Below are 22374 nucleotides of genomic sequence, written 5' to 3'. Positions count from 1 at the left end.
CCTTCAAAGCGAACTGACTAAGCTGGCAATTTGTTGCAACCTCTCTCTTGCCGCAACAAAGCCGAGACCCTCTCTTTAGAGACATTGTCTGTTGGGAGCGATTTATTTAGCTTCATCAGCCCACTTTCGGAGGATAAACTTTTGTACCTTACCCGTCGAGGTGCGCGGTAAATCTACGAAGATAACTTTCTTCGGGATTTTGAAGCGAGCCATATTTTCGCGGCAATAATCGATAACCTCTTGCTCAGTCATTTCAGCATCACTGACCAATCGAATAAATGCACAAGGTACTTCGCCCCACTTCTCATCATGCTTAGCCACCACGGCTACATCTTGAATCTTGGGATGCTTATATAAAACGTCTTCTACTTCAATAGAAGAAATATTTTCGCCTCCTGAAATAATAATATCCTTGGAGCGATCCTTGATCTCAATATACCCATCCGCATGCCAAACTGCTAAATCACCGGAATGGAACCAGCCACCCGCAAAGGACTCTTCTGTCGTCGGTGGATTTTTCAGATAACCTTTCATGACAATATTACCACGCATGAAAACTTCACCTAGGGTTTCACCGTCTTTAGGCACTGGCTCTAGGGTTTCAGCATCAGCCACCATCAAGCCTTCTTGCATTGGTGCACGCACACCTTGCCGCGCTTTTAAACGTGCTTTTTCCTCAATACTACGATTGTCCCACTCATCATTCCACTCAGAAACCACACAAGGGCCATAGGTTTCGGTGAGGCCATACACATGGATCACATCAAAACCCATTTCTTCCATGCTTTGAATCACTGCGGCGGGCGGTGGAGCACCGGCTGTCATGACTTTAACAGCATGGTCAATCCCTGCTTTTTGCTCAGCTGGTAAGCCACTGATCATGCTTAATACAATTGGCGCACCGCAGAAATGATCCACTTTTTCCTGCTTAATTAATTCAACAATTTTATCTGCCCGTACATGCCGCAAGCACACGTTCACCCCAGTGACTGCTGCCACTGTCCACGGGAAACACCACCCGTTGCAATGGAACATCGGCAGCGTCCACAAATACACCGAACGACTAGGCATTCCCCATGAAAGCGCATTGCTGACTGCATTTAAATAAGCTCCACGATGGTGATAAACCACACCTTTAGGATTGCCCGTTGTACCTGAGGTGTAATTTAAAGTAATCGCATTCCATTCATTCTCGGGGCTCTGCCATGCAAACGCAGGATCACCTTGTGCAATGAAATCTTCATAATTAATCGCCCCCAACAACTCGCCACCGACAAAGGATGGATCGTCAATATCAATCACGAAAGGTGGATGAGCGACTAATTTGAGTGCCTCTTTCACAATCGGTGCCATTTCACGTTCAGTAATCAAAATCTTGGCTTCGCCATGCTCAAGAATGAAAGCTACAGCGGGAGCATCTAAGCGCGTATTGATAGAATTGAGCACTGCACCGGCCATGGGCACGCCGAAATGTGCTTCAAAATGCTCAGGCAAATTCGGGCACATAATGGAGACGGTATCACCCACACTAATGCCTTTTTGCTGTAAAGCACTGGCTAATTGCCGACAACGCTTATAAGTTTCAGCCCAAGTACGCCGTACAGCACCATGCACGACAGCGGTTTTATTCGGGTGTACTGAAGCTGCACGCTCTAGGAAGGTTAAGGGGCTCAACGGCTCATAATTGGCGGCTACTTGATCCAAACCTTGTTCATAAATATTCCGATCAGACATCGCTCAGACTCCTCCTGTCCGATTAAAAGTTATTCTTTACGAATTTATTAAACTCACCCACGATACCACTTCTGAAAGCCAAGACACAGACGATGAAAATCAAGCCCATAATGATATGAATATAAGTCCCTAATTCCCCGCCTGAAAAAAAGTTTTCAATCCCAACTACCACTGCAGCACCTACCAAGGGTCCAAAGATCGTGCCCATCCCGCCCACTAGGGTCATCAGTACCACTTCACCGGACATATGCCAGTGTGCATCGGTCAGAGATTCCAATTGAAATACTAAGGCTTTAGTCGATCCGGCCAAACCCGACAAGGCGGCTGAGATCACAAAGGCCATTAATTTATACTGACGTACATTATAGCCAAGCGAAATAGCCCGTGGTTCATTTTCACGAATGGCTTTTAGTACTTGCCCAAAGGGTGAATGAATAGTTCGATAGATTAACCAAAAACCTAATAAGAACACTGCAAGTACAAAATAATACATCGATAGATTATGATTCAAATCAATCAAACCAAATAAATGACCGCGAGGAATCCCCTGTAAGCCATTCTCACCCTCAGTAAACGGTGCTTGTAGGAAAAAGAAGAATAGTAATTGTGATAAAGCTAAAGTCACCATTGCAAAATAAATGCCTTCACGCTTAACTGACAAATTGCCAAATAAATACCCCAAAACTGCTGAGGCAAAAGTCCCACAAAGAATACCAATTTCAGGGGTTAAGCCTGCGTTTGACATTAAATAGCCAGTGACATACCCCCCCATAGCTAAAAAAGCTGCATGTCCAAAGGACAACATCCCCACAAAACCCAACATTAAATTAAAGGCTGCAGCAAATAACCCAAAACATAAGACCTTCATTAAAAACACAGGGTAAACAGCTAAGGGAATCACTAAGGCTAAAGCTAGCAAAACGATATTGAACTTATTCGATTTCAGCATTTCCATGATTTAAGCCTCCTTTCCAAACAAGCCAGCAGGCTTAATTAATAAGACCACGACCATCACCATAAAAATAATCGTATTGGAAGCCTCGGGGTAAAAGTATTTGGTTAAACCTTCAATCACTCCCATGCCAATACCAGTAAGGATTGCCCCACCAATCGAGCCCATTCCACCGATGACCACGATTGCAAAGACTACGATTAAGATATTGGCCCCCATATCGGGGCTGACTGAATAAATAGGTGCAGCTAAAACACCCGCTAGACCTGCTAAAGCCACACCAAAACCGAAGGTCAAGGTCACCATCAACGGCACATTAATCCCGAAAGCTTGTAAAAGACGCGCATTCTCAGTACCTGCTCGCAAATAAGCGCCTAATTTAGTTTTCTCAATCGCCCACCAAGTCCCGAAACAGACTAATAATGAAATGACAATAATCCAACCGCGATAAATCGGCAGGTACATAAAACCTAAATTGACGACACCCTGTAAGGACTCGGGGATAGAATAAGGCTTACCAGAAGAGCCAAAGAGATGATTGAACACACCCTGTAAAACTAACGCTACCCCGAAGGTAAGCAACAAGCTATACAAATGATCTTCATGGGCAATCGGGCGAATTAAAAAGCGCTCAATTAGAATACCGATTAAACCCACCACAGGTGGCACAATCAGCAAAGCCCACCAATAATTAATCCCTAAATACTCTAAACCCAACCAAGCGAAGAACGCGCCCATCATATACAAGGCGCCTTGAGCAAAATTGATAATGCGTAAAAGACCAAAAATAATCGCAAGTCCTAGACTGAGCAGTGCATAAAATGAGCCGTTGATCAGCCCAACCAGCAATTGCCCAAACAAAGCGACCGGATTGATACCGAAAACTGTATCCATAAACACTACTCTGCTGATGGTATGAGCCCTAGCAGATTTAGGAGGAGAGACTCACTGCTAGGGCTATACACTTGGGGTTATTTTTTGCTGAAATTACAAGCGTCGTCCATCGGCAGATAAACATCATTGCCTGCTAAGGTTTGCTCTAGAGCAAAAATGTCATCTTCATTCGCACGCTCATCCGCTTTCTTTACCCGCACTTGATACATGTCATGCACCATGCGCCCATCGGCACGGAACTCGGCATTGCGTGCAAAGAAATCATCTGGCTTAGTTGCCTTCATTTTCGCCATGACTGCCTCACCCTCATCTGTACCAGCTTCTTTGACCGCATTCAGATAAGCCATGGTGGACGAATAAGCTCCGGCTTGACCCATCGTTGGGGTTTTACCAAATTTTTCTTTGAAGCGCTTCGACCATTCTTTGGTTTTGTCATCCATTTCACTATAGAAACCAGTGGTCAAACGCATATCTGCAATCAACGCAGGATCCAAGGCTTGTACATCTGAGGAGAACACTAACAAACCAACCATGGTAGCTTGTTTGCTTAAACCAAACTCACTAGCACCCTTTAAAGAGTTCACAAAGTCTTTACCGGCATTGGCTAAAGCCACTGCGTCAGCCCCAGAAGACTGCGCTTGGAGAATATACGAAGAATAATCTGTCGTCCCTAAAGGCACTTTCACGCTACCGACTACTTGGCCACCATTCTTTTCAATAACGCCGGTTGATACTTTTTCCAAAGCATGACCGAATTCATAGTCTGCCGTGATAAAGAACCACTTTTTCTTACCGGCTGCGACCAAAGGCTTCACCGTGCCATTCGCTAAAGCAACCACGTCATAAGTCCAGTGCGCGTTGTAGGGTGAGCATTGTTTGGTTGTGAATGCAGTACTACCTGCCGTTGAAATTAATAAAGGTTTTTTTGCTTCATTAGTGACTTTAGCGGCAGCTAAACCGACTGAAGACGCGACAATCCCGCCAACTGCATCAACTTTGTCTTTATCCAGCCACTCACGCACGATGGCTGAGCCAACGTCTGGCTTGTTTTGGTCATCGGCTGACACCACTTCAATGGTTTTATCTAAAACCTTGCCACCAAAATCAGCCACCGCCATTTCCACAGCAGCCACACAACCTTTACCGCAGACATCCGCATAAGTGCCGCCCATATCGGCCAAGACACCGATTTTTACTTTATCATCGGAAATGCCTTCAGCTTGAGCATTGGTTAGTGCTAGGCTCAGGGCAATTGCGCTTGCTAATAAAACCTTTTTCATACTTTTCCTCTTCTCCAATCTAATAAATGATCACACCCCAAGTAGGGTGTTTAATAATTCAGTTTTTGCTGCTAATTCAGACTGTTGAACCTCTTCCACAATTTGCCCATGCTCCATCACGTAATGCCGATCTGCGATGGGTGCTGCAAAATGGAAGTTTTGCTCAACTAATAGAATGGTTAAATTTTTGCGCTTCAGTTGGCCTAAGACTTCGCCCAACTTTTTCACAATCACGGGCGCTAAGCCTTCAGTGATTTCATCCAGCAATAAGATATTCGCGCCCGTGCGCAGGATGCGCGCTAAGGCCAACATTTGCTGTTCGCCACCGGATAGACGTGTGCCTTGGCTAGTACGACGCTCATATAAGTTGGGGAACATTTGATAGATTTCATCTAAGCTCATACCGTCGCTACGTACTGTCGGCGGCAACAACAAGTTTTCTTCCACATTCAGGCTAGAAAAGATCCCGCGCTCTTCAGGGCAAAAGCCCATGCCTAAATGAGCGATCCGATGCGCGGGTAAGCCAATGGTTTCTGTGCCATTAATATTGATACTGCCACTGCGCCGTCCCACCATGTTCATAATGGCTTTCAAGGTCGTAGAACGACCTGAGCCATTACGCCCTAGTAGGGTGACTAGTTCGCCTCGATTTACATGCAAATCAATACCATGCAGAATGTGTGATTCGCCATAGAACGCATGTAGATCACTGACTCTTAATTTCTCATCACCGTGGCCTATTTTCATGCTGCTACCTCTGCATCAGCGGCTACGCCAAGATAAGCTTCTTTCACCCGTGGATCGGCTGAGACAGTGGCATAGTCGCCTTCGGTTAGCACTGCACCACGCTGTAAAACCGTAATCCGATCCGCGAGCTGTGAAACCACATGCAGATTGTGCTCGACCATTAGAATGGTGCGCTCTGCTGAAACTTTTTTAATTAAAGCCGCGACGACTGCCACATCTTCATGACCCATCCCTTGAGTGGGTTCATCTAAAAGCAGCATTTCAGGATCTAGTGCTAAGGTGGTGGCAATTTCTAAAGCACGTTTACGTCCATACGGCAAATCGAGGGTGGTGGCTTTAGCAAAATCTAATAAACCTACTGCCGCCAATAACTCTTCCGCACGCGGATTTAAGCGATTTAAAACTTTGTCGGATTTCCAGAACTGGAAGCTATTGCCTTCTTTTTGCTGCAGCGCAATCCGTACGTTTTCTAAGACAGTGAGCTTGGGGAATACTGCAGAAATCTGAAACGAACGCACCAAACCTAATTGCGCAATTTTGGAAGCTTCCAGCGGCGTAATATCTTTGCCATTGAACAAAATCTGCCCAGAAGTGGGGATCAAATATTTAGTCAGTAGATTGAACACCGTCGTTTTGCCCGCACCATTGGGGCCAATCAGGGCATGAATATGGCCGCGCTGAATCTGTAAATTGACCTTATCCACCGCCGTGAAACCCTTAAAACCTTTGGTCAGATTTCGAGTTTCCAAAATAATTTGCTCGCTCACGTATTGGCTCCTCCAATCACTTGCGAGCTGATCTTAAGGCCAGATGTTTGCGACAGTATTGCAAGAATGTAACGAATTGTTGCGCAGCAAAAATACCTTAAAAACCTTGAATTTCTTCAACTTAGCACTAGGCGAGTAAAGCTTTTTGCTTGTACTGTTGACGTCTAGCTTACCGAGGAAGCAGGGCATGTATCGGCTTAAACCTTTAAATTCACGCTTATCAAGGCAGTTCTTTTTGCTGCTATTGAGCATTTTGCTAGCTACTTTTGTGTTTATTTATATGTACTCAGTACCGCTGATTAAGCAGACTGTATTTGAGATTGAACGCAATGCTAGCCGCACTGCCCTAAACAATGTGTTTGAATTGGCTAGTCGGATGTATGTGAATGTTGAGGATTATCGTGCCCAAACCCTAAAATCTCATCAACAGCAACTGAAAGTGGCTGTCTCTATCACTGAGTCTTACCTCAAGAGCGTGTTACAAACCGCGCAAGAGCGAGGTCAAAATCGCGAACTAACCCTTGCCCAAGCTTATGAAACAATTCGCCATTTTAACTATGGCAACCAAGACTATATTTGGATCGCGGATTATCAGGGGAAAATGCTTTCGCATCCTGATCCACGTTTTCATCAGCAAAATATGCAGGATACGGTAGATGCCAATGGCATTCCTATCGTGCCTAATTTAATAAAAAATGCAATTCGCGATGGTGCAGGCTTCTATGAATATCAATGGCTCCGCCCCACGGGTGCACAAGCTTTAGATAAATACTCCTATGTCAAAAACTATCCAGAATGGGGCATAGTGATTGGTGCAGGTGTATTTCTGGATGATTTAGAAAAAGAAATTCAGCAGCGTAAAGACCGTGCAATTAACGAACTACGCACTGCACTCAATGAGATTAAAGTGGCTAAAAGCGGTTATCTCTTCATTTTTGATGCACATAATCAGATGCTGATTCACCCTAATGCGAATATTGATCAGAAAGATATTGCTGAGCTGATTAATCCACTCAGCCAAAACAAAATTGCGGATGATTTGAAACGTGTTGCCGATACGGGCAGTGAATTACATTATTTATGGGATAAACCGGATGACCCGGGTAACTATGTCTACGAGAAGCTTTCACTGGTGCGGCATTTGCAGGGTTTTGATTGGTATATCTGCTCCACGGTCTACCTAGCTGAATTGAGTAGTAGCTCAGATAAACTCAGTAGCCGCATTCTGACTTTAGCAATTATCACTTTACTCGCTGCTTTAGGCTTAGCCTATTTCTTCGTGAATCGAATCACCCAACCTTTAGAGCAATTAGCAGCCACGGCACAGCGCGTCAGCTCTGGTGATTTATCTGCTAAAAGTGGGATTAAAACTGCAGATGAAGTGGGCGTACTCGCTTCTAGCTTTGATGGCATGGTGGAGCGTTTAAAAGATAATATCGACACGCTGGATACCCAAGTCAAACAGCGCACCGAAGAGCTATTAGAAACCAATGCACGCGCGCAACGCATGAGTGCTGTAGGCCAATTAGCCGGTGGCTTAGCGCATGACTTCAATAACCTACTTTCGATTATCTTAGGTAACTTACTCTTAGCCCGTGATCGCTATGCAAAAGTGGAAGGCTTAGATGAATTACTCAGCCCCGCGATTCGTGCCTCTCGTCGTGGCGCAGATATTACCCATCGCCTCCTCTCCTTTGCGCGGCGGCAATCCCTGCAAACTGAAACGGTTGCAATTGAACAGCGGATTAGCGAAACCGTCGAGCTATTACATGGCTCCTTACCCGACTCGATTCACTTGGCTTATCAAGCGCGTTCACCGAATACCTACCTGCGGGTGGACGTAAGTTTGTTAGAAAATGCCTTGGTTAATCTGGCTTTGAATGCCCGCGATGCCATGCCGCAAGGTGGACAATTAAAGTTTAAAACTGAAACGCTGCTTGTCTGTGAGTCCTTAGATGCTTTTGATGAGCCGGTGAGAGCAGGTACTTATGTAGCGCTCACAATTAGCGATACAGGAACGGGATTTAGTGAAGATGCTTATCAACGCGCTTATGAGCCGTTCTATACCACCAAAACGGGGAATACTAACTCTGGTTTAGGTTTAAGTATGGTGTATGGCTTTGTGAAACAATCCCAAGGTTATATTCGTATTCAAACCAGTCCACAAGGCTCTGAAATTACGCTACTTTTGCCTACGATTCATAGTGAAACCTCAATGGCTAACCATTTAGCTGACCCCGTTGATACTTCTGAAATAAAAACTTTATTAGCGGGCAAGCTCTTACTAATTGTAGATGACAATGCCGATGTGCGCGCCGTGGTGCGTAGTCAATTATTAGATTTAGGGGTGAATGTTTTAGAGGCTGCTGATGCCGCTGAAGCGGTGCAGTTGATTCAAACGATTCCAAGTTTAGATGGCTTGATTTCTGATTTAATGCTGCCCGGGCGCTTGGATGGTAAGTCTATCGCTGCACAATTGCATCAACTTAAACCTCAGAGTTTAATCCTACTGATTAGTGGCTATTCACCAACAATTGACCCAGAAGACTCACCCAGCTTAGACTTCCCCTTACTGCGCAAGCCATTCGATCAAGCAAGCTTGGCTCTTGCACTCTGGCGTGCCGCTAAAGGAGGAGAAGCTCATGAAGGCCGGAAAACTGGTTTATGTGATTGATGATGAAGCCGATATCTGTAAGCTAGTGACCCATGAGCTAGCTCGCTATGGCCATCAAACCCAAAATTTTCGTACTGGCGGACAAGCTCTTTATGCATTAAAAAAGCAGCAACCGGATATCTGTATCATTGATTTAGGATTGCCAGATATGGATGGACTTAATCTAGTCAAGCAACTCATGAATAACAATAGTATGGGGATTATTATCCTCTCGGGTCGAGATAGCCTCACCGATAAGGTGTTAGGATTAGAACTCGGTGCTGATGACTATATCAGCAAACCCTTTGACCCACGCGAATTGGTCGCGCGTACTAATAGCATTCTACGCCGTTTGGATAAAATGGCAGCCATACTCAATGATAGTCCACAAGCTCAACAAGCCAGTTTCGATGCTTGGACTTTTCATGTCAGCACGCTAACTCTCGCCCATGAACAAGGACATTGCGAAGTGTTAAGTGCTGCCGAAGCAGGTTTATTAATAACGCTGTTGCGTGCCCCTCGGCAGATTCTTTCACGTGAGCAGTTGATGCAAGATCGTGATGCTGCTTTTGACCGCTGTATTGATGTGCGCATGTCGCGCATTCGCAAGAAACTAGAAGCCGACCCTAAAAATCCACGCCTGATTAAAACCGTTTATGGCATCGGCTATATGCTGACGACCGATGTCATTTGGGTATGATTAGAAAAATTTCAGATCCTACACTTATAAAGTGTGAGCATAGCTTTAGGTGGCACATCATTTCAGGGGGTTATCAAAGTCAATTTTTAAATCCACTCTATTATTTTCAAAATTACTTTCACGTAATTTCTTGGTAGGGTTAACCTCAACAGTTAGCCAATAACTACCATCGGGTAGGTCGGTTACATCAATTAGCTGGTCAGGAATCGCGGGGCCATAGTAATCGCTAAAACCCACATTAATGCTTTGCTCATAGGCACCACAACTCCAACCTAACGGCACTGTTGCGATGGGGGCAGTCTGTGTCAGTTCGGGCCGAATTGACCATAATACATCGGTCAGGCAGAAGCTCACTTTGTCAGCACTGGCTAGCACGGTTTTAGTTTTAAAATCTCGGACGCTATAACGCTCAAAAGCCGCAATATGCACATGATCATGACTAGGATGTTGTTCTAATGAACCAACTTTCTGCTGTATATAGGCTCCATTGCGTGTATAAATACGCTGATAAACTTCAGGTTTATCCACTGACCCTGCCCCCAATACATGCAAAGGCCCTTGACCAAGATTCAAGGCTAAAGTACCAAAACGAATGAATACTCGCCCAGGTCGGGTTTTGGTATCGACATACCATTGCTCCATTCCCGGATAACTACGCAAGATGTCTTGGCGAGCCGCCTCTGGCAGATAAGCTGGTACTGGATAACTCAATAATGGTTGCAAATCAGGTAACAATAAGGCATCTGAACGAGCTAAGAATTTGAGTTCAAACGGCCAAACTGCAAAGTCTAGTTGACTAAGACTCGCTGCTGTGGGAGTCAAGTTGCGAATAAGGCGTAAAGGGGTCAGATTGCCTTCTCCAACTAAGGCAGGTAGTTTTACCTGTGCTTCGAGTCGATAGGTTTGATTGGGTTGGAGATTCTTCAGTTGATACTGTCCTTTAGAATTGCTGAAGGTTTTGTTAAGCGCTTCAGTTATTCCGTCTGGCTCATAGACAGCTATCACTACCCCTTCTATGCCCTGCTCCCCCTTATCTTGTACCCCATTAGCATTGGCATCAGCAAATATTAAGCCTTGAATGCTGGCTAGTTTAGGGTCTGAAACAGAGCTGATGAGGTTCGGCTTTTTGATTAAATCAAAGGTAATGCCCGATGCTAAACCTATCGCTTGTTCAGGGGCATCAAAATCATGCAGTCCATCGGGATCACCGTCGATACCTTTACCCGCATCGAGGAAACGAAACTCGAGCTGACTGCCAAGTTCGGTAGGATGAAAAACTGTTACATTACCACGCGCACTCTCTGCAGTGACTCGACGATCTTCACTGTAGTCAGGGCGACCGCTGTTATCGGTATCGTTCAATTGCGCAGTAAGGGTGTCAGCGACGACACCGGTCTGTAGAGGGTCAACTAAGGTGTAAGCATTGCGCCCACCACTACTAAGCACAACCACACGATCAATAAAGGAGCTTCCGCATAAAGGGTTATTGGGTTCAGGTTTATTAGCCAGCGGACAATCCCCACCAAGGACAGCATCGATACCGGTCAGGGTGTAACGTAGATTGTGCAGGCTATAACGATCTCCCTCGCCAACCCGTAAGCGCACGAGCATCGAACTTGAGGGGTCGCGATAAAACTCTAAGCCCCGCCCTTCACTGTCATTTCCCTGCCCAACTTTACCTAAAACTCTTAGCATTAAAGCGCTTGTCCCACCATCGATACCGATTTGTGGCTCTAAGTTATTGGCAAAACGGCTCAGACCACGTGCTGCTTTAGGTGGCAAACTGAAGCTTGACTGTTGAGCAGGGCCTCCCTCAATCTTGAGTTCGATGGTATAGCTTAGTCCACTAGGGCTAGCATCTGCATTATTCAACACCTTACCCGTTACCAAGGCATACTGATCGGTTTTGCGTTCAATTACTGGTGGATCAATTTTAAAATCAATCCGATAAGCCGGTGATTCCGCTGCAAAACTGAAATTGCCTCCCCCTAATAAGATTAGAGAGAGACTGATCAGTAGCCAAAAATTGCTAAGCATGACTGGCTCTTGAAGCTTAAAAACGCTGGATTATTAAGCCAACTTTCCAGCTATGCAAGCTTTAAAAGCAGCGCTTCCCACTACGCGAAGCAGCGGGAAGAGGGTCTTATTGCACTGTCGCGGTCAGAGTTAGGGTTTTAGTTTCCCCGACTCCTAACGAGCCAATCACCCATTCGCCAATGACTGGATCATAACTACCCCCACTGTGTGAGACATAGCTCAAACTACTAGGTAGTTTGTCAGTAACCACTACCCCACTAGCAGGATCAGCACCATAATTGGTAGCGGTCAAAGTGTAGGTCACCGTAGCTCCCCAGTGAACAGTGGTCTTATCCACCGTTTTACTTAAAGCAATATCTACTTCTAAGGGATTTAAAGGATTGGTCACGCTCACGCTGGCCGTAGCCCCAGCAGTGATGGTTTGTGCTCCACTCGGGTTGACGACCGCTGCTGTGTATTTATATCCAGTGGGTGCAGCAGGTTGGTTGGGTTCGCTCACGGTGCAAGTCGTGCCCACGGGAATATTAGCAATCGTTTGGCTTGCACCATTGGCTAAGGTTAAAGTCTGATCAAAACTATTGTCCGAGCAATCTACTACCAACGAGAAGTTTGGACTTACAAAGCCACTGGGTGCACCTGATACTAACTTTTGAACACTTAGAGAACCTGTGGGCAGCACACACTTTACTTGATTTAAGGTAGCATTTACATCGGTATAACAAGTATCGCCTATCGCATCATAAATGCGCACGGTATAAGTTTCTGTTGTGCCTGTTGGATTTGGGAGTGTCGTAGCCACTTTGCCATCTAATGGAATGGCAGTGATAGCTGCAGGTGTACCCGGGGGGGTAAACATAGCGCTTGTGCTATACTGATAGCGTAATCCTGTAAAAGCACCACTTAAAGTAAGCATCCCATCTGCATTAGCCGTATCACCACTACACGTAGCCTCTATGGCAGAGGCTGTTATGCTACTTGGTGGCGTGCAAGCTGGCCAAGCAGGGGGATCTGAACTCATCACAATGAAGCCATTCCCACCAGCGCCGCCAGTGCCAGTGCGCAGACTGTTTTTGGGGTTATTGGTATCTGCTCCTGCCAGTCCTCCAGCTATAGCGCCAGCACTATTGAGGTTGGTATTGGCAATAGTTACCGTTTGCCCCCCTGTATTAGTAGAAGTACTGCTGCCATAGACCCAAATACCGCCGCCGCCCCCACCTGCACCACTCACCCCACCGTGAGCTGTTGCCGCATTATTAGCGTCTCCACCTTTACCGCCCTTAGCCTCTAAGAGTGTAGCAGAGCTAAAATTTTGGATATTAAGAGACATTTGTCCACCAGCTCCCCCACCTGCGCCACCAGTACCAAAATTGAGATTTGAAGTCACACAATTAGGTGGAAGACCTTTTGATTCGCCGTTAGCTTTTATTCCAAAATTGTTACCTGCAACACTAGCAAATTCTAGTATGATTATACCCCCGCCCAAACCTTCTGTTTGGCAACGAGCATTGCCACCAGCGCCCCCCATCATCAAACGTGGTTGTGTGGTATTCAGGTAATGATTGATATTAGTGATCGGAATAGAAACGGGGTTGTTTCCAGCACCAGCCGTTTGCGGATAGTTAGATCCTCCTTTACCTGACACACCGCCCCCAGCCCACGACCCGCCGCCGCCACCGCCGTAGCTGTCGTCGCCGCCCGACCATCCAGAAGCAGCCCCACCGCCACCGCCATATCCACCACCACCACTGCCGCCACAACTGTCACTACAAGCAGCATTGACACCATTTCCAATCCCTTTAACACCGCCGCCGCCGCCACCACCGCCTATGTCGCCGTCAGCTGGGGTTAAGACATAGCTCCCATCTTTTCCACTTCCTCCCTCGCCACCACCAGCTCCACCTGCCGCAGTAAAACCAGAAATTACAGCACTTCCACCACTTCCTCCACCATTGACGCCACCACCGCCGCCACCACCACTTCTATTGACATAGGCACCGCCACCACCACCACCACCACCACCAAAGATGCCACCGCCCCCTCCCACACCAGCCGTATAGTGTCCGGGTGTCCAAGGAGCGACTTGATTGTACCCATTTGCTGTGGTGTAGACGCTCCCACCATTGGCACCTCCTCTTCCTGTGGTGCTATCTCCAGTCCCACCACCGCCACCCATGCCTCCCCCTCCAAATCCCCCAAACGTGGCATGAGCATTCCCGCCTCTACCATCTGTACTGCCTTGTCCTGTACTCAGGCTTGTGGTTACGGTAGTGGTAGGTGGGTTAGCTTGAGAAAAACCTGAACCTGTAGCATCAATATCGGCATTGAGGGTTAGTGTGCCACCTTTAAGAGCAACCACACCCCCTGTGATGCCGTCCCACGCTTTGGCCGTGACGGCCGCACTCACTGTGCCAGTTGTACAATTCGGCGCACGCACCAATTGCACTTTCTCAGTACTAAAAGAGTAAGTGTTGGTAATGGAAGACAGAGTGATGCTACTACCGCTTACCGCAGTAACGGTACGTAACTCATACTTGCCCATGTTGCTACCCGTTTGTACAGGTGGAATACCAGTCATTTGCAGCAAAACGACATGATCCCCCACCGCAAAGGTTGCCGCTGCACCACTGGTTGCTCCGATCGTTACTACGCTACCGGCTATATTGCCTACAGGTGCATAAGTATTAACGATGCCGCCAAGCGCGGAGCAATCCTCCCCCCTTGCTTGGTAGGCAAAAAGAAGTAAGCCCCCCCCTAAGTACCAAACACCCAAACAAGACATTCGTTTTTTAGTTTTAGTCATTGCTTATCTACCGTTTATAATTTATTACATGCACATCTAGCTCAGGCCACTTGAATCGAGCAACGTGTTGTCTTGTATAGATCTAACAATTTTTTAGGTGGAATAGGCGGTATAAACGTTACGGAGGAGCAAAGAATAGTAAATTTTTTACTATGAACTATAGCCTCCCTAAATCATTATCTACAGCAATATCAGTAGCCCCACTTGCCCGCTAGTACCCATTCCTTAATACCATTATGTCATTCAACTAGATGAGCTGTACTCCCCTTCAGCACAGCCTTGTGTTATTTTTTAGCGCACTTCATTATACCTAAGCAAAGCTTACTTATAGATAAATGCTGGTTAAATCATGTTCAGTGCATCTAAAAAGATAAAGTAAACGTAAAGCTTAGTAAGAAGCTCTCAACCTTCTTGGGATTTGAATTTTTTAGTTATCTAACCTAATGAGGACAACACACCATGCAAAACAAACAAATCATCACTGCTACTTTAATGGCTATTGGCTTAAGTGCCGCTCTAAGTGTGGCTACCGCTGAAGATCAAAAGCCAGAAACTGAAAAATGTGCAGGCATCGTTAAAGCAGGTATGAATGATTGTGGTGCAAATGGCCACTCTTGTGCCGGTAAAGCAGCTAAGGATAGCGATCCAGCAGAGTGGATCACTTTACCTAAAGGCACTTGCGAGAAAATCGCTGGTGGTACCGTAGTTAAAGAATAAAGTTTCTCCATGTTGCGAGATAAGTAATCGGTGCTTATCTCGCTTTTTTTCTGCATACTTCCTTATTTAATTTACCCAAAGTGCTATGACTCCCAACCCCATTCTTGGTTGTGGCATTGGTTTACGCTTTCAGCATATCGACCAAATTCTTGCTGAAAAGCCACCGATCCCTTGGCTAGAAATCCTTTCCGATAATTATCTAATCCCCGGTAGCGTCCAACAGGATTATGCGATCGAAATTGCGCAGCACTATCCTGTGACGATGCATGGTGTGGGTATGTCCCTCGGGGCAACTGATCCATTCAATAGTGAGTATTTTCTGCGCTTAAAAAAACTAGCCGATCAACTCAATCCCGCTTGGATTTCTGATCATTTATGTTGGACTTCGGCACATGGTTGGGTGTCACATGATTTATTGCCTCTGCCTTATACTGAAGAAACGATTAAACATGTAGTGCAACGTATTCGCGAAGCGCAAGATCGTTTAGAACGCCGCTTAGTAATTGAAAATGTCTCCAGTTATTTGCAATACCAGCTGTCAACACTGACTGAATGGGAGTTTATTACTGCAGTAGCTGAAGAGGCAGACTGTAAGATTCTGCTGGATGTGAACAATATTTATGTGAGTGCGTTTAACCATGATTTCGATCCTTGTCGTTACCTAGACTCAATTTCGATTGAGCATGTACAGCAATTTCACTTAGCCGGTTACGAAGATAAAGGCACCCACTTATTAGATACGCATGGGCATCCAGTAAGTGACCCCGTGTGGGGTTTATATAAGTTAGCCCTACAACGCTTTGGTGCACTACCAACGTTGATTGAATGGGATAACAATATTCCAAGCTTAGAAGAGCTGTTAGCAGAAGCCCACAAAGCTACGGAGGCACATATTCATGCCTTTGCTTGAACTCCAACAGAGCTTGATTAGCGCTCTTTTCCAACGTGATCAATTAGCAGAAGCCGCAAAACTAGTCAAAGCACAAGGTAGCCTCAGCAGCGAACAGCGCGTGGGGATTTATCGGAACAGCACGCATGGCATTCTGCTCGATTATTTAGAGTCGCTCTATCCGGTTTGTTTAGACTTAGTAGGCACTGAGTTTTTTGGCCGCACTGCGCATAGCTTCATGGATCAAGCACCACCCACTAGCCCGTTTTTAGCCGATTATGGTGCGGGCTTTGTTACCTATTTAGCCGAGCATCCCGCACTACAAGATATGCTCTGGATCGTGGAGGTGGCTAAGCTTGAATGGGCCAGACATGCCGCTTGGCATACGGTCAATCAAGTCGCTAGTGACTTTGCGCAATTAGAAGGGTTGAGCGCAGCCCAACAAGCAGAACTACGCTTTCAATTGCCCGCTTCAGCACATCTAATTAGCTCTTCTACCCCCATTCACTCCATCTGGCTAGCTCACCAAGAAGAGTATCCCGACAAACCTCGCCTTGAAGAGATTGATTTACAAGAAGCACAACAAGTCCTAATTTTCCGTGAGCAACGCCGCTTACATCAAACCACGTTGAGCGCTGATGATTGGGCTTTTCTGAATACCCTTCAGCAGCAAGCGACGATGAGTGAACTTGCTGAGCAATTCGCTGAGCAACTCCCTTGGCTATTTAGTGTAGCCATGCAAGAAGGCTGGATTTATAGTTTCACGACTGACTAGCCAATTTAGCTGACTACGCTGGCTTAATCAGTTTACGCAAGATGATGCGTTTAACAGTTTCAGTTTGTGGATCCATTAAGCAGGTGAAGCTCAATTGCCCCAAAGTCTTAGTTTCATTAACGAGTTGACCGCTACCGAAGACCTTATGATGAGTTTGCTCTTTGAATTGGGAAAATTGTAAATGTGCTGCTTCGCCATAACGCTGTTTGAGTTGCTCATCGACTTTAATAGCACATTGACTTTCAGCAGGTGTCATCGGTCTGACAATCGCTTGCGCTGCCTGCGCAAACATAATGATCGCCGCAAATAGGCTTAAACTTAAAACTTTAGACATACTAGCTCCTAAAACTAGCAGCCAAGCTTAATTACTTGGCTGCCAATGCTTGATAGAAGCATAGATTAATTGAATATTGAAATCAGTTCCCGCTAACGGGTAGCAGATTACTAAAGTCAGCGTACAAAACGCTCTTCCGCATGTGCATTATCATCAGCAGCTTGCGAACGTGTTTCTGGCACTACACATACATGATCACCGGGAAAAGCATCACGCCACACATAACCTGATTTACAGGTATCGCGCCCATAAGGCCCACCTGTGGGGCTGCGACGATTATTCGCTTGTTGGTTATCGGCTTTAGTTTGAGCACGTACCGCCGGAGTCACACACACATAATCGGTAGCATGTGCCTCGCGCCACACATAACCAGATTTGCAGGTCACTTCGCCATACGGTAAAGGCGCAGCATAAGAAATGGGAGAGGAGAATAATAGACAAGCAAACGCTGCCCAAGGAGCTAGATATTGAAACTTCATGATACTGCCTCGCATCAGTGAAAGAAGATCTTTCCGATTCCAATCTAGTACCAAAAAATTGATTAGGCAAGATCTTTTAGAATTTGTGTAGGATTTAAAAGCTCTATACTAAACACACTATGCCCTAGGCTTCACCAAAGATTGCTGCGTTCTTCGTTGGATTCCAGTAGGTCAGAAACCGTTTTTAGGCGTTAAGCTTCCACAGTTACGCTCCAAAGCCTTGACATGTATCTCAGCTTTCTTTGCCATTTCTGTGACATTCATATAGCCAATATACGGGTCAAGTGCTCACGATTCGCCGCAATGCCAATCTCACAAACCCGAGGCTAGCGCTTTTAAAGTTCTGGAATGAAATTCACGCCGATAGAGCACCAACACAATCCAAGTGGTGGCGAGCATAAATATCAGCGGATGAATAAACCAAGTCAGCAAAGCGACACTGAAATAATAAGCCCGCAGCCCCATATTAAAATGATAAACCGCCAAGCTAATCACCTGCCCTAAAGATTGCTCTAAGGACTCATCATGCGGCTGATTTGCATTCGGCACACTGCCAATCAGGATTGAAGCAAAAGTCCATTGCCGAATACACCAAGTGAAGGTAAAAAAAGCATACGCAAAAGCGAGAGTCAGACAAATCAAACCGACCTCCCAAGTTTGCGGATCAAAGCGCACAAAAGGCAATTGGGTAAACAACGACAAGGATTTTTCAGTCGAGCCAATTGCTGTCACTAAACCAGCAATAATCAACAAACTACTCGAAGCCATAAAAGTAGCATTACGTTCAATATTGGCAATGATGGAGGTATCAACAATACGATTGTCACGCTCCCCGACTTGTGCAATCCAGCGCCGAATATAAATCTGCAAAGCATCCTGCAAGCGCTGCCCATGCGTGGATTTCAAGCCTGAATAGCGTCCAGCCTGAATAGCGTCCATACCCAATCCAACTGCCTAAAAACCACAGCAAAGAAATCCATTCTAAATTGGTTAAGTGCACGTGCTAGCCTTCATTAATTTTTTGATTGAACCCTCTAATGATTGTAAAGCGAAGCCAACTTTAAACTTAAGCTTCCCAAACAAAAAATTTATGCAATATTACTCATCCCACTAATAACTAAGCTCAAAGCAATCGCCCACATCGTTACCCCTACCATCAGATCTAGCACACGCCAACTATGCGGATTCGCAAACCAAGGCGCTAAGCGTCTACCCCCCCAAGCCAATAAACTAAACCAAGTTAAAGACGCTAACACTGCACCTAGTGCGAACCAAGTAGGTTGTGGTTTGGGGAGTTGCCCACCAATACTGCCAAGTAAAATTACTGTGTCCAAATAAACATGTGGGTTCAGTAAGCTCAAAGCTAAAGTGGTGAGAACGGCTGCCTGTAAGGTGGGTGCTGTATGACTATTCGCATTCAATCGACTTGGATGCACAGCACGTTGGAAGGCCAAAAATCCATACACCAATAAGAATAGCGCACCGCCCCAAGTAGCGACTTGTAATAAGGCGGGGAATTGTTGAATCAAAGCACCCAAACCCCATACACCGGCCACAATCAAACCGGCATCAATTAAGATGCATAAGGCAGCGACGATAAATACATGCTGATTGCGTAGAGCACTACTCAACACAAAGGCATTTTGTGCGCCAATTGCCACAATCAAACCCGCACCCATGCCAAAGCCTTTTAATACTGCTGTTACCATGACTCTAATCCGTCGCTGAATTCACTGCACCTACTATGCAAGCTGAATTAAATTAAGTAAATTCAAACCTTTTTTGCGTTAGCGGGTGACGGCTTTAGCACAGTACCTCATATTTTCTTCAGAAAGCTTCGTGCGGTAGCCTGAGTTAGGCATGGAGCTTGGTTTAACGTCGATTCCTCCAAATTGCACCCTCATTCCAATTAGGCAAATAATTCATTGTCACACAGAAATTAACTAAGCTCATCCCAAGGCGTTTATTTGCCATCTCAGCCTGAAGCTTTACAATACGCTGCGTCATGTTACGCGAATGAACCTATTGAAATGTCGAAAAAACCTGCAATCCCCGTGTTTCATCACCCGATTATCGAAACCCACTGCCACCTAGATTACCTCGAAAGTGAGGCTTTGCAAGCTGCGTTGGAGTCAGCCAAAGCGGTGAATATTGAACGAATTATTACTATTGGCGTGTCACCCGACAACCTCGAAAAAGTCATGCAACTCGCCCAAAGCCACGAACAAGTTTGGGGTACTCAAGGGATTCACCCGCACGATGCGAAAGAATACTCACCCGCTGTCGACGTACAAATTCGCACCAATGCCCAACACCCGAAAATGCTTGCGATTGGCGAAATTGGTCTGGATTACTACTATGAGCACTCTGACCGTGCGGTGCAACGCCAAGTATTTGAAAGCCAATTGCAAATCGCCATTGATTTGAATCTGCCTGTAGTGATTCACACCCGTGAAGCCGACGAAGACACCCAAGCTATTCTGCAAAATTTTGTTGGATTAATGAAACAACGCGGTGTGATTCATAGTTTCACCTCTAGCCAAGTACTCGCTGAATACTGTTTAACGGAGGGTTTCTGTTTAGGCTTTAATGGGATTAGCACCTTCAAACCGGCTGAGAATGTGCGCGAAATTATTAGCCTAACACCCGTTGAGCAGATTCTGCTTGAAACCGATGCACCCTATTTAACCCCAGTACCCTATCGCGGACAGAAGAATGAACCGAAATACTTACCATTTATTGCTGAACAAGTGGCGCGGGTAAAAGGCTTAGCGGTGGAAGCTTTATTACCGCAAGTTTGGGGGAATAGTTTGCGGGTGTTTTGGGAGCATTCTTAAAATTCTGGTAAAATAGCTAGTAATTCCTCATGGGCTAGCTATGACAATCATATTCGATATTGATCATTCATTTATTCAAGAACTTAGCAGTAGAGATGCAGAAAATCTTATAGCTAGATTATGTCGTGCAGAATTACGTAGTCAAAGTATATCTGAAGTCCATGTAACATGGGGTGGCGAACATACAGCCACTGATGGTGGGGTCGACATACGACTTGCTAATTCTGAATTAATTTTCAAAAAAGGTTTTATCAAAGCAGAAAATACTATTTTTCAAGTTAAGGCTGAGAATTACAGACCAGCCAAGATTTATGAAGAAATGGAGCCAAAGGGAAAAATTCGGGAGATTATTGCTGAACTCAGAGCGGTGAATGGTGCTTACATCATAGTATCCACGAAAGACTATATAACTGATAAGCTTTTACAGAAGCGCATTGAGACAATGCGTGAATGTCTCAAAAAGCATAATCTTGAACAACATATATTGGTGGATTTTTATGACTCGCGCCGCATTGCTGATTGGGTTGAGAATCATCCCTCTATCGCTACTTGGTTAAGAGATAAAATTTGCAAGCCATTTAAAGCGTGGAAACCTTACGGCGCTTGGGCTTATCGTGAAGAGGATAGTACTTCTGAATATTTCATTGATAACAAGGCAAGAGTTTTTACACCGTATTCGAATACTAATTGCTTTGATATAACCCATGCTATTGCTCAGTTGCGCGGAGAACTAAAGCAACCTAGCTCCATTCGTTTAGTTGGCTTATCGGGTGTAGGCAAAACGCGTCTAGTACAAGCCTTGTTTGATGCTAAGGTTTGCCCTGAATATGCATATCCAACCCCAGAAAATGTAATCTATACAGACCTAGCAGATGAGCCAAACCCAACACCTCAACAAATGCTGGAAAGTTTGCAAGCCCAAAATGCTGACTTAGTGGTCATTGTTGACAATTGCGGCTCAGACACACATGCAAGCCTTACCAATATCATTGAGCGTCAAAGCAATCGATTGAGGCTAATCACAATTGAATATGATATTCGTGATGACATTCCAGAAAGCACTAGTTGTTATCGCTTAGAAAGTGCCTCGCCAGATGTTATTAAAAAACTACTTAAAAAGTGTTACGGGCTTTTATCTGTAACTGATGTAGATCGGATAGTCGAGTTTTCTGATGGTAACGCACGTGTTGCTTTGGCAGTTGCGGATACCGCTGAACGTGGTGGTGAGCTTGCACAATTGCGTGATGTAGCCTTATTCACGCGCCTTTTTCATCAGAAGCACCAAGAAAATGATGAGCTACTAAAATGTGCTCAAGTAGCAAGTTTGTTGTATTCATTTGACGGAGAAAACTTTGCAGAAGATGGAGAGTTAGCATTATTAGCTAACTTTGCTGAAGTTAGTATACAGACCTTTTCAAGGTATTTAGTAGAGTTAAAACGACGTGGACTGTTGCAACAGCGTGGTCAATGGCGAGCATTATTACCCCATGCTATTGCTAATACCTTAGCTAAACAGATGCTAGAGCCTTTACCTGCAGAATTTTTCTATGAGCGACTTATCGTGCGAGCTAGTGAAAGAGTGGCACTTTCTTTTACCCGCCGCTTAAGTTTTTTGCATGAAAGTAGCCAAGCTCAAAAGCTTGCTGCATATATGATGGGAGCAAATAGAAAACTAAGTAATTTGCTAGGCTTAACTACTTTAGAGCATGAAATGTTTAGAAATCTTGGGTCATGCACCAGAAGAGTTGAAAAACATCTGATTAATGAATTCGCCAATGA

19 protein-coding genes are annotated in these 22374 nt (G+C 45.3%); 7 read left to right on the top strand and 12 right to left on the bottom strand.

Annotated features, from left to right (window positions below):
* Positions 1-102: 102 nt before the first annotated feature.
* The 6 genes from Q0307_RS14750 to Q0307_RS14725 form a co-directional block, all read right to left on the bottom strand.
* A complete protein-coding gene (locus Q0307_RS14750; protein ID WP_298661576.1) occupies positions 103-1734 on the bottom strand; it encodes an acyl-CoA synthetase in 1632 nt (543 codons plus the stop codon).
* A gap of 22 nt (positions 1735-1756) precedes the next feature.
* The gene (locus Q0307_RS14745) at positions 1757-2689 is read right to left on the bottom strand and encodes a branched-chain amino acid ABC transporter permease (RefSeq protein WP_298661575.1); all 933 of its coding nucleotides are present in this window, start codon (positions 2687-2689) and stop codon (positions 1757-1759) included.
* Between the two features lie 3 nt (positions 2690-2692).
* On the bottom strand, positions 2693-3580 hold the full coding sequence (locus Q0307_RS14740; RefSeq protein ID WP_298661574.1) for a branched-chain amino acid ABC transporter permease: 888 nt from the start codon (positions 3578-3580) through the stop codon (positions 2693-2695).
* A gap of 77 nt (positions 3581-3657) precedes the next feature.
* Positions 3658-4860 carry an ABC transporter substrate-binding protein gene (locus Q0307_RS14735; protein WP_298661573.1) on the bottom strand — a complete coding sequence of 401 codons (1203 nt, stop codon included), beginning with the start codon at positions 4858-4860 and terminating at the stop codon, positions 3658-3660.
* Positions 4861-4890: 30 nt separating this feature from the next.
* On the bottom strand, positions 4891-5607 hold the full coding sequence (locus tag Q0307_RS14730; protein WP_298661572.1) for an ABC transporter ATP-binding protein: 717 nt from the start codon (positions 5605-5607) through the stop codon (positions 4891-4893).
* Positions 5604-6374: an ABC transporter ATP-binding protein gene (locus tag Q0307_RS14725; RefSeq protein ID WP_298661570.1), complete on the bottom strand. Its 771-nt coding sequence runs from the start codon at positions 6372-6374 to the stop codon at positions 5604-5606. Before Q0307_RS14725 ends, Q0307_RS14730 begins: the two co-directional genes overlap by 4 nt.
* 187 nt (positions 6375-6561) lie before the next feature.
* Between Q0307_RS14725 and Q0307_RS14720 the strand changes: the two genes are divergently transcribed.
* Entirely contained in the window at positions 6562-9048 is a 2487-nt protein-coding gene (locus tag Q0307_RS14720) for a cache domain-containing protein (RefSeq protein ID WP_298661569.1), read from the top strand.
* The gene (locus tag Q0307_RS14715; protein WP_298661568.1) at positions 9017-9727 is read left to right on the top strand and encodes a response regulator transcription factor; all 711 of its coding nucleotides are present in this window, start codon (positions 9017-9019) and stop codon (positions 9725-9727) included. Before Q0307_RS14720 ends, Q0307_RS14715 begins: the two co-directional genes overlap by 32 nt.
* Positions 9728-9784: 57 nt before the next feature.
* Here the strand turns inward: Q0307_RS14715 and Q0307_RS14710 are convergent, their stop codons facing one another.
* Both Q0307_RS14710 and Q0307_RS14705 read right to left on the bottom strand, forming a co-directional pair.
* The gene (locus Q0307_RS14710) at positions 9785-11764 is read right to left on the bottom strand and encodes a lysyl oxidase family protein (protein ID WP_298661567.1); all 1980 of its coding nucleotides are present in this window, start codon (positions 11762-11764) and stop codon (positions 9785-9787) included.
* A gap of 106 nt (positions 11765-11870) precedes the next feature.
* On the bottom strand, positions 11871-14564 hold the full coding sequence (locus tag Q0307_RS14705) for a DUF5979 domain-containing protein (protein WP_298661566.1): 2694 nt from the start codon (positions 14562-14564) through the stop codon (positions 11871-11873).
* A gap of 459 nt (positions 14565-15023) precedes the next feature.
* Here Q0307_RS14705 and Q0307_RS14700 point away from each other — a divergent pair, with 459 nt between their 5' ends.
* The 3 genes from Q0307_RS14700 to Q0307_RS14690 all read left to right on the top strand — a co-directional run bounded on the left by Q0307_RS14700 (position 15024) and on the right by Q0307_RS14690 (position 16945).
* Positions 15024-15281 carry a DUF2282 domain-containing protein gene (locus Q0307_RS14700; RefSeq protein WP_298661565.1) on the top strand — a complete coding sequence of 86 codons (258 nt, stop codon included), beginning with the start codon at positions 15024-15026 and terminating at the stop codon, positions 15279-15281.
* Positions 15282-15366: 85 nt separating this feature from the next.
* Positions 15367-16191, top strand: a complete 825-nt coding sequence (locus Q0307_RS14695) for a DUF692 domain-containing protein (RefSeq protein WP_298661564.1) — start codon at positions 15367-15369, stop codon at positions 16189-16191.
* On the top strand, positions 16178-16945 hold the full coding sequence (locus Q0307_RS14690) for a DNA-binding domain-containing protein (RefSeq protein WP_298661563.1): 768 nt from the start codon (positions 16178-16180) through the stop codon (positions 16943-16945). The genes Q0307_RS14695 and Q0307_RS14690 overlap by 14 nt, the downstream gene beginning before the upstream one ends.
* Before the next feature lie 13 nt (positions 16946-16958).
* Here the strand turns inward: Q0307_RS14690 and Q0307_RS14685 are convergent, their stop codons facing one another.
* From Q0307_RS14685 to Q0307_RS14670, 4 genes are all read right to left on the bottom strand, one after another.
* Positions 16959-17279 (bottom strand): hypothetical protein, encoded by a 321-nt coding sequence (locus Q0307_RS14685; RefSeq protein ID WP_298661562.1) that lies wholly within the window; start codon positions 17277-17279, stop codon positions 16959-16961.
* A 116-nt stretch (positions 17280-17395) separates the two neighbouring features.
* Entirely contained in the window at positions 17396-17758 is a 363-nt protein-coding gene (locus Q0307_RS14680; protein ID WP_298661561.1) for a hypothetical protein, read from the bottom strand.
* A gap of 312 nt (positions 17759-18070) precedes the next feature.
* Positions 18071-18697 (bottom strand): DUF599 family protein, encoded by a 627-nt coding sequence (locus tag Q0307_RS14675; RefSeq protein WP_298661560.1) that lies wholly within the window; start codon positions 18695-18697, stop codon positions 18071-18073.
* Between the two features lie 149 nt (positions 18698-18846).
* The gene (locus tag Q0307_RS14670; RefSeq protein WP_298661559.1) at positions 18847-19467 is read right to left on the bottom strand and encodes a LysE/ArgO family amino acid transporter; all 621 of its coding nucleotides are present in this window, start codon (positions 19465-19467) and stop codon (positions 18847-18849) included.
* A 321-nt stretch (positions 19468-19788) separates the two neighbouring features.
* On the opposite strand from Q0307_RS14670, the gene Q0307_RS14665 reads away from it, so the two are divergent.
* Together Q0307_RS14665 and Q0307_RS14660 are read left to right on the top strand one after the other, a co-directional pair.
* Complete coding sequence (locus Q0307_RS14665; RefSeq protein WP_298661558.1) at positions 19789-20595, top strand: TatD family hydrolase; 807 nt, start codon at positions 19789-19791, stop codon at positions 20593-20595.
* 40 nt (positions 20596-20635) lie between these two features.
* Positions 20636-22374 (top strand): hypothetical protein (locus Q0307_RS14660; protein WP_298661557.1); only part of this gene is annotated, 1739 nt, incomplete at its 3' end.

Source organism: uncultured Thiothrix sp. (assembly GCF_937873765.1).
Taxonomy (GTDB): domain Bacteria; phylum Pseudomonadota; class Gammaproteobacteria; order Thiotrichales; family Thiotrichaceae; genus Thiolinea.
Note: the sequence above shows the minus strand (reverse complement) of the source record. Positions and strands in the feature narration are given on the sequence as shown.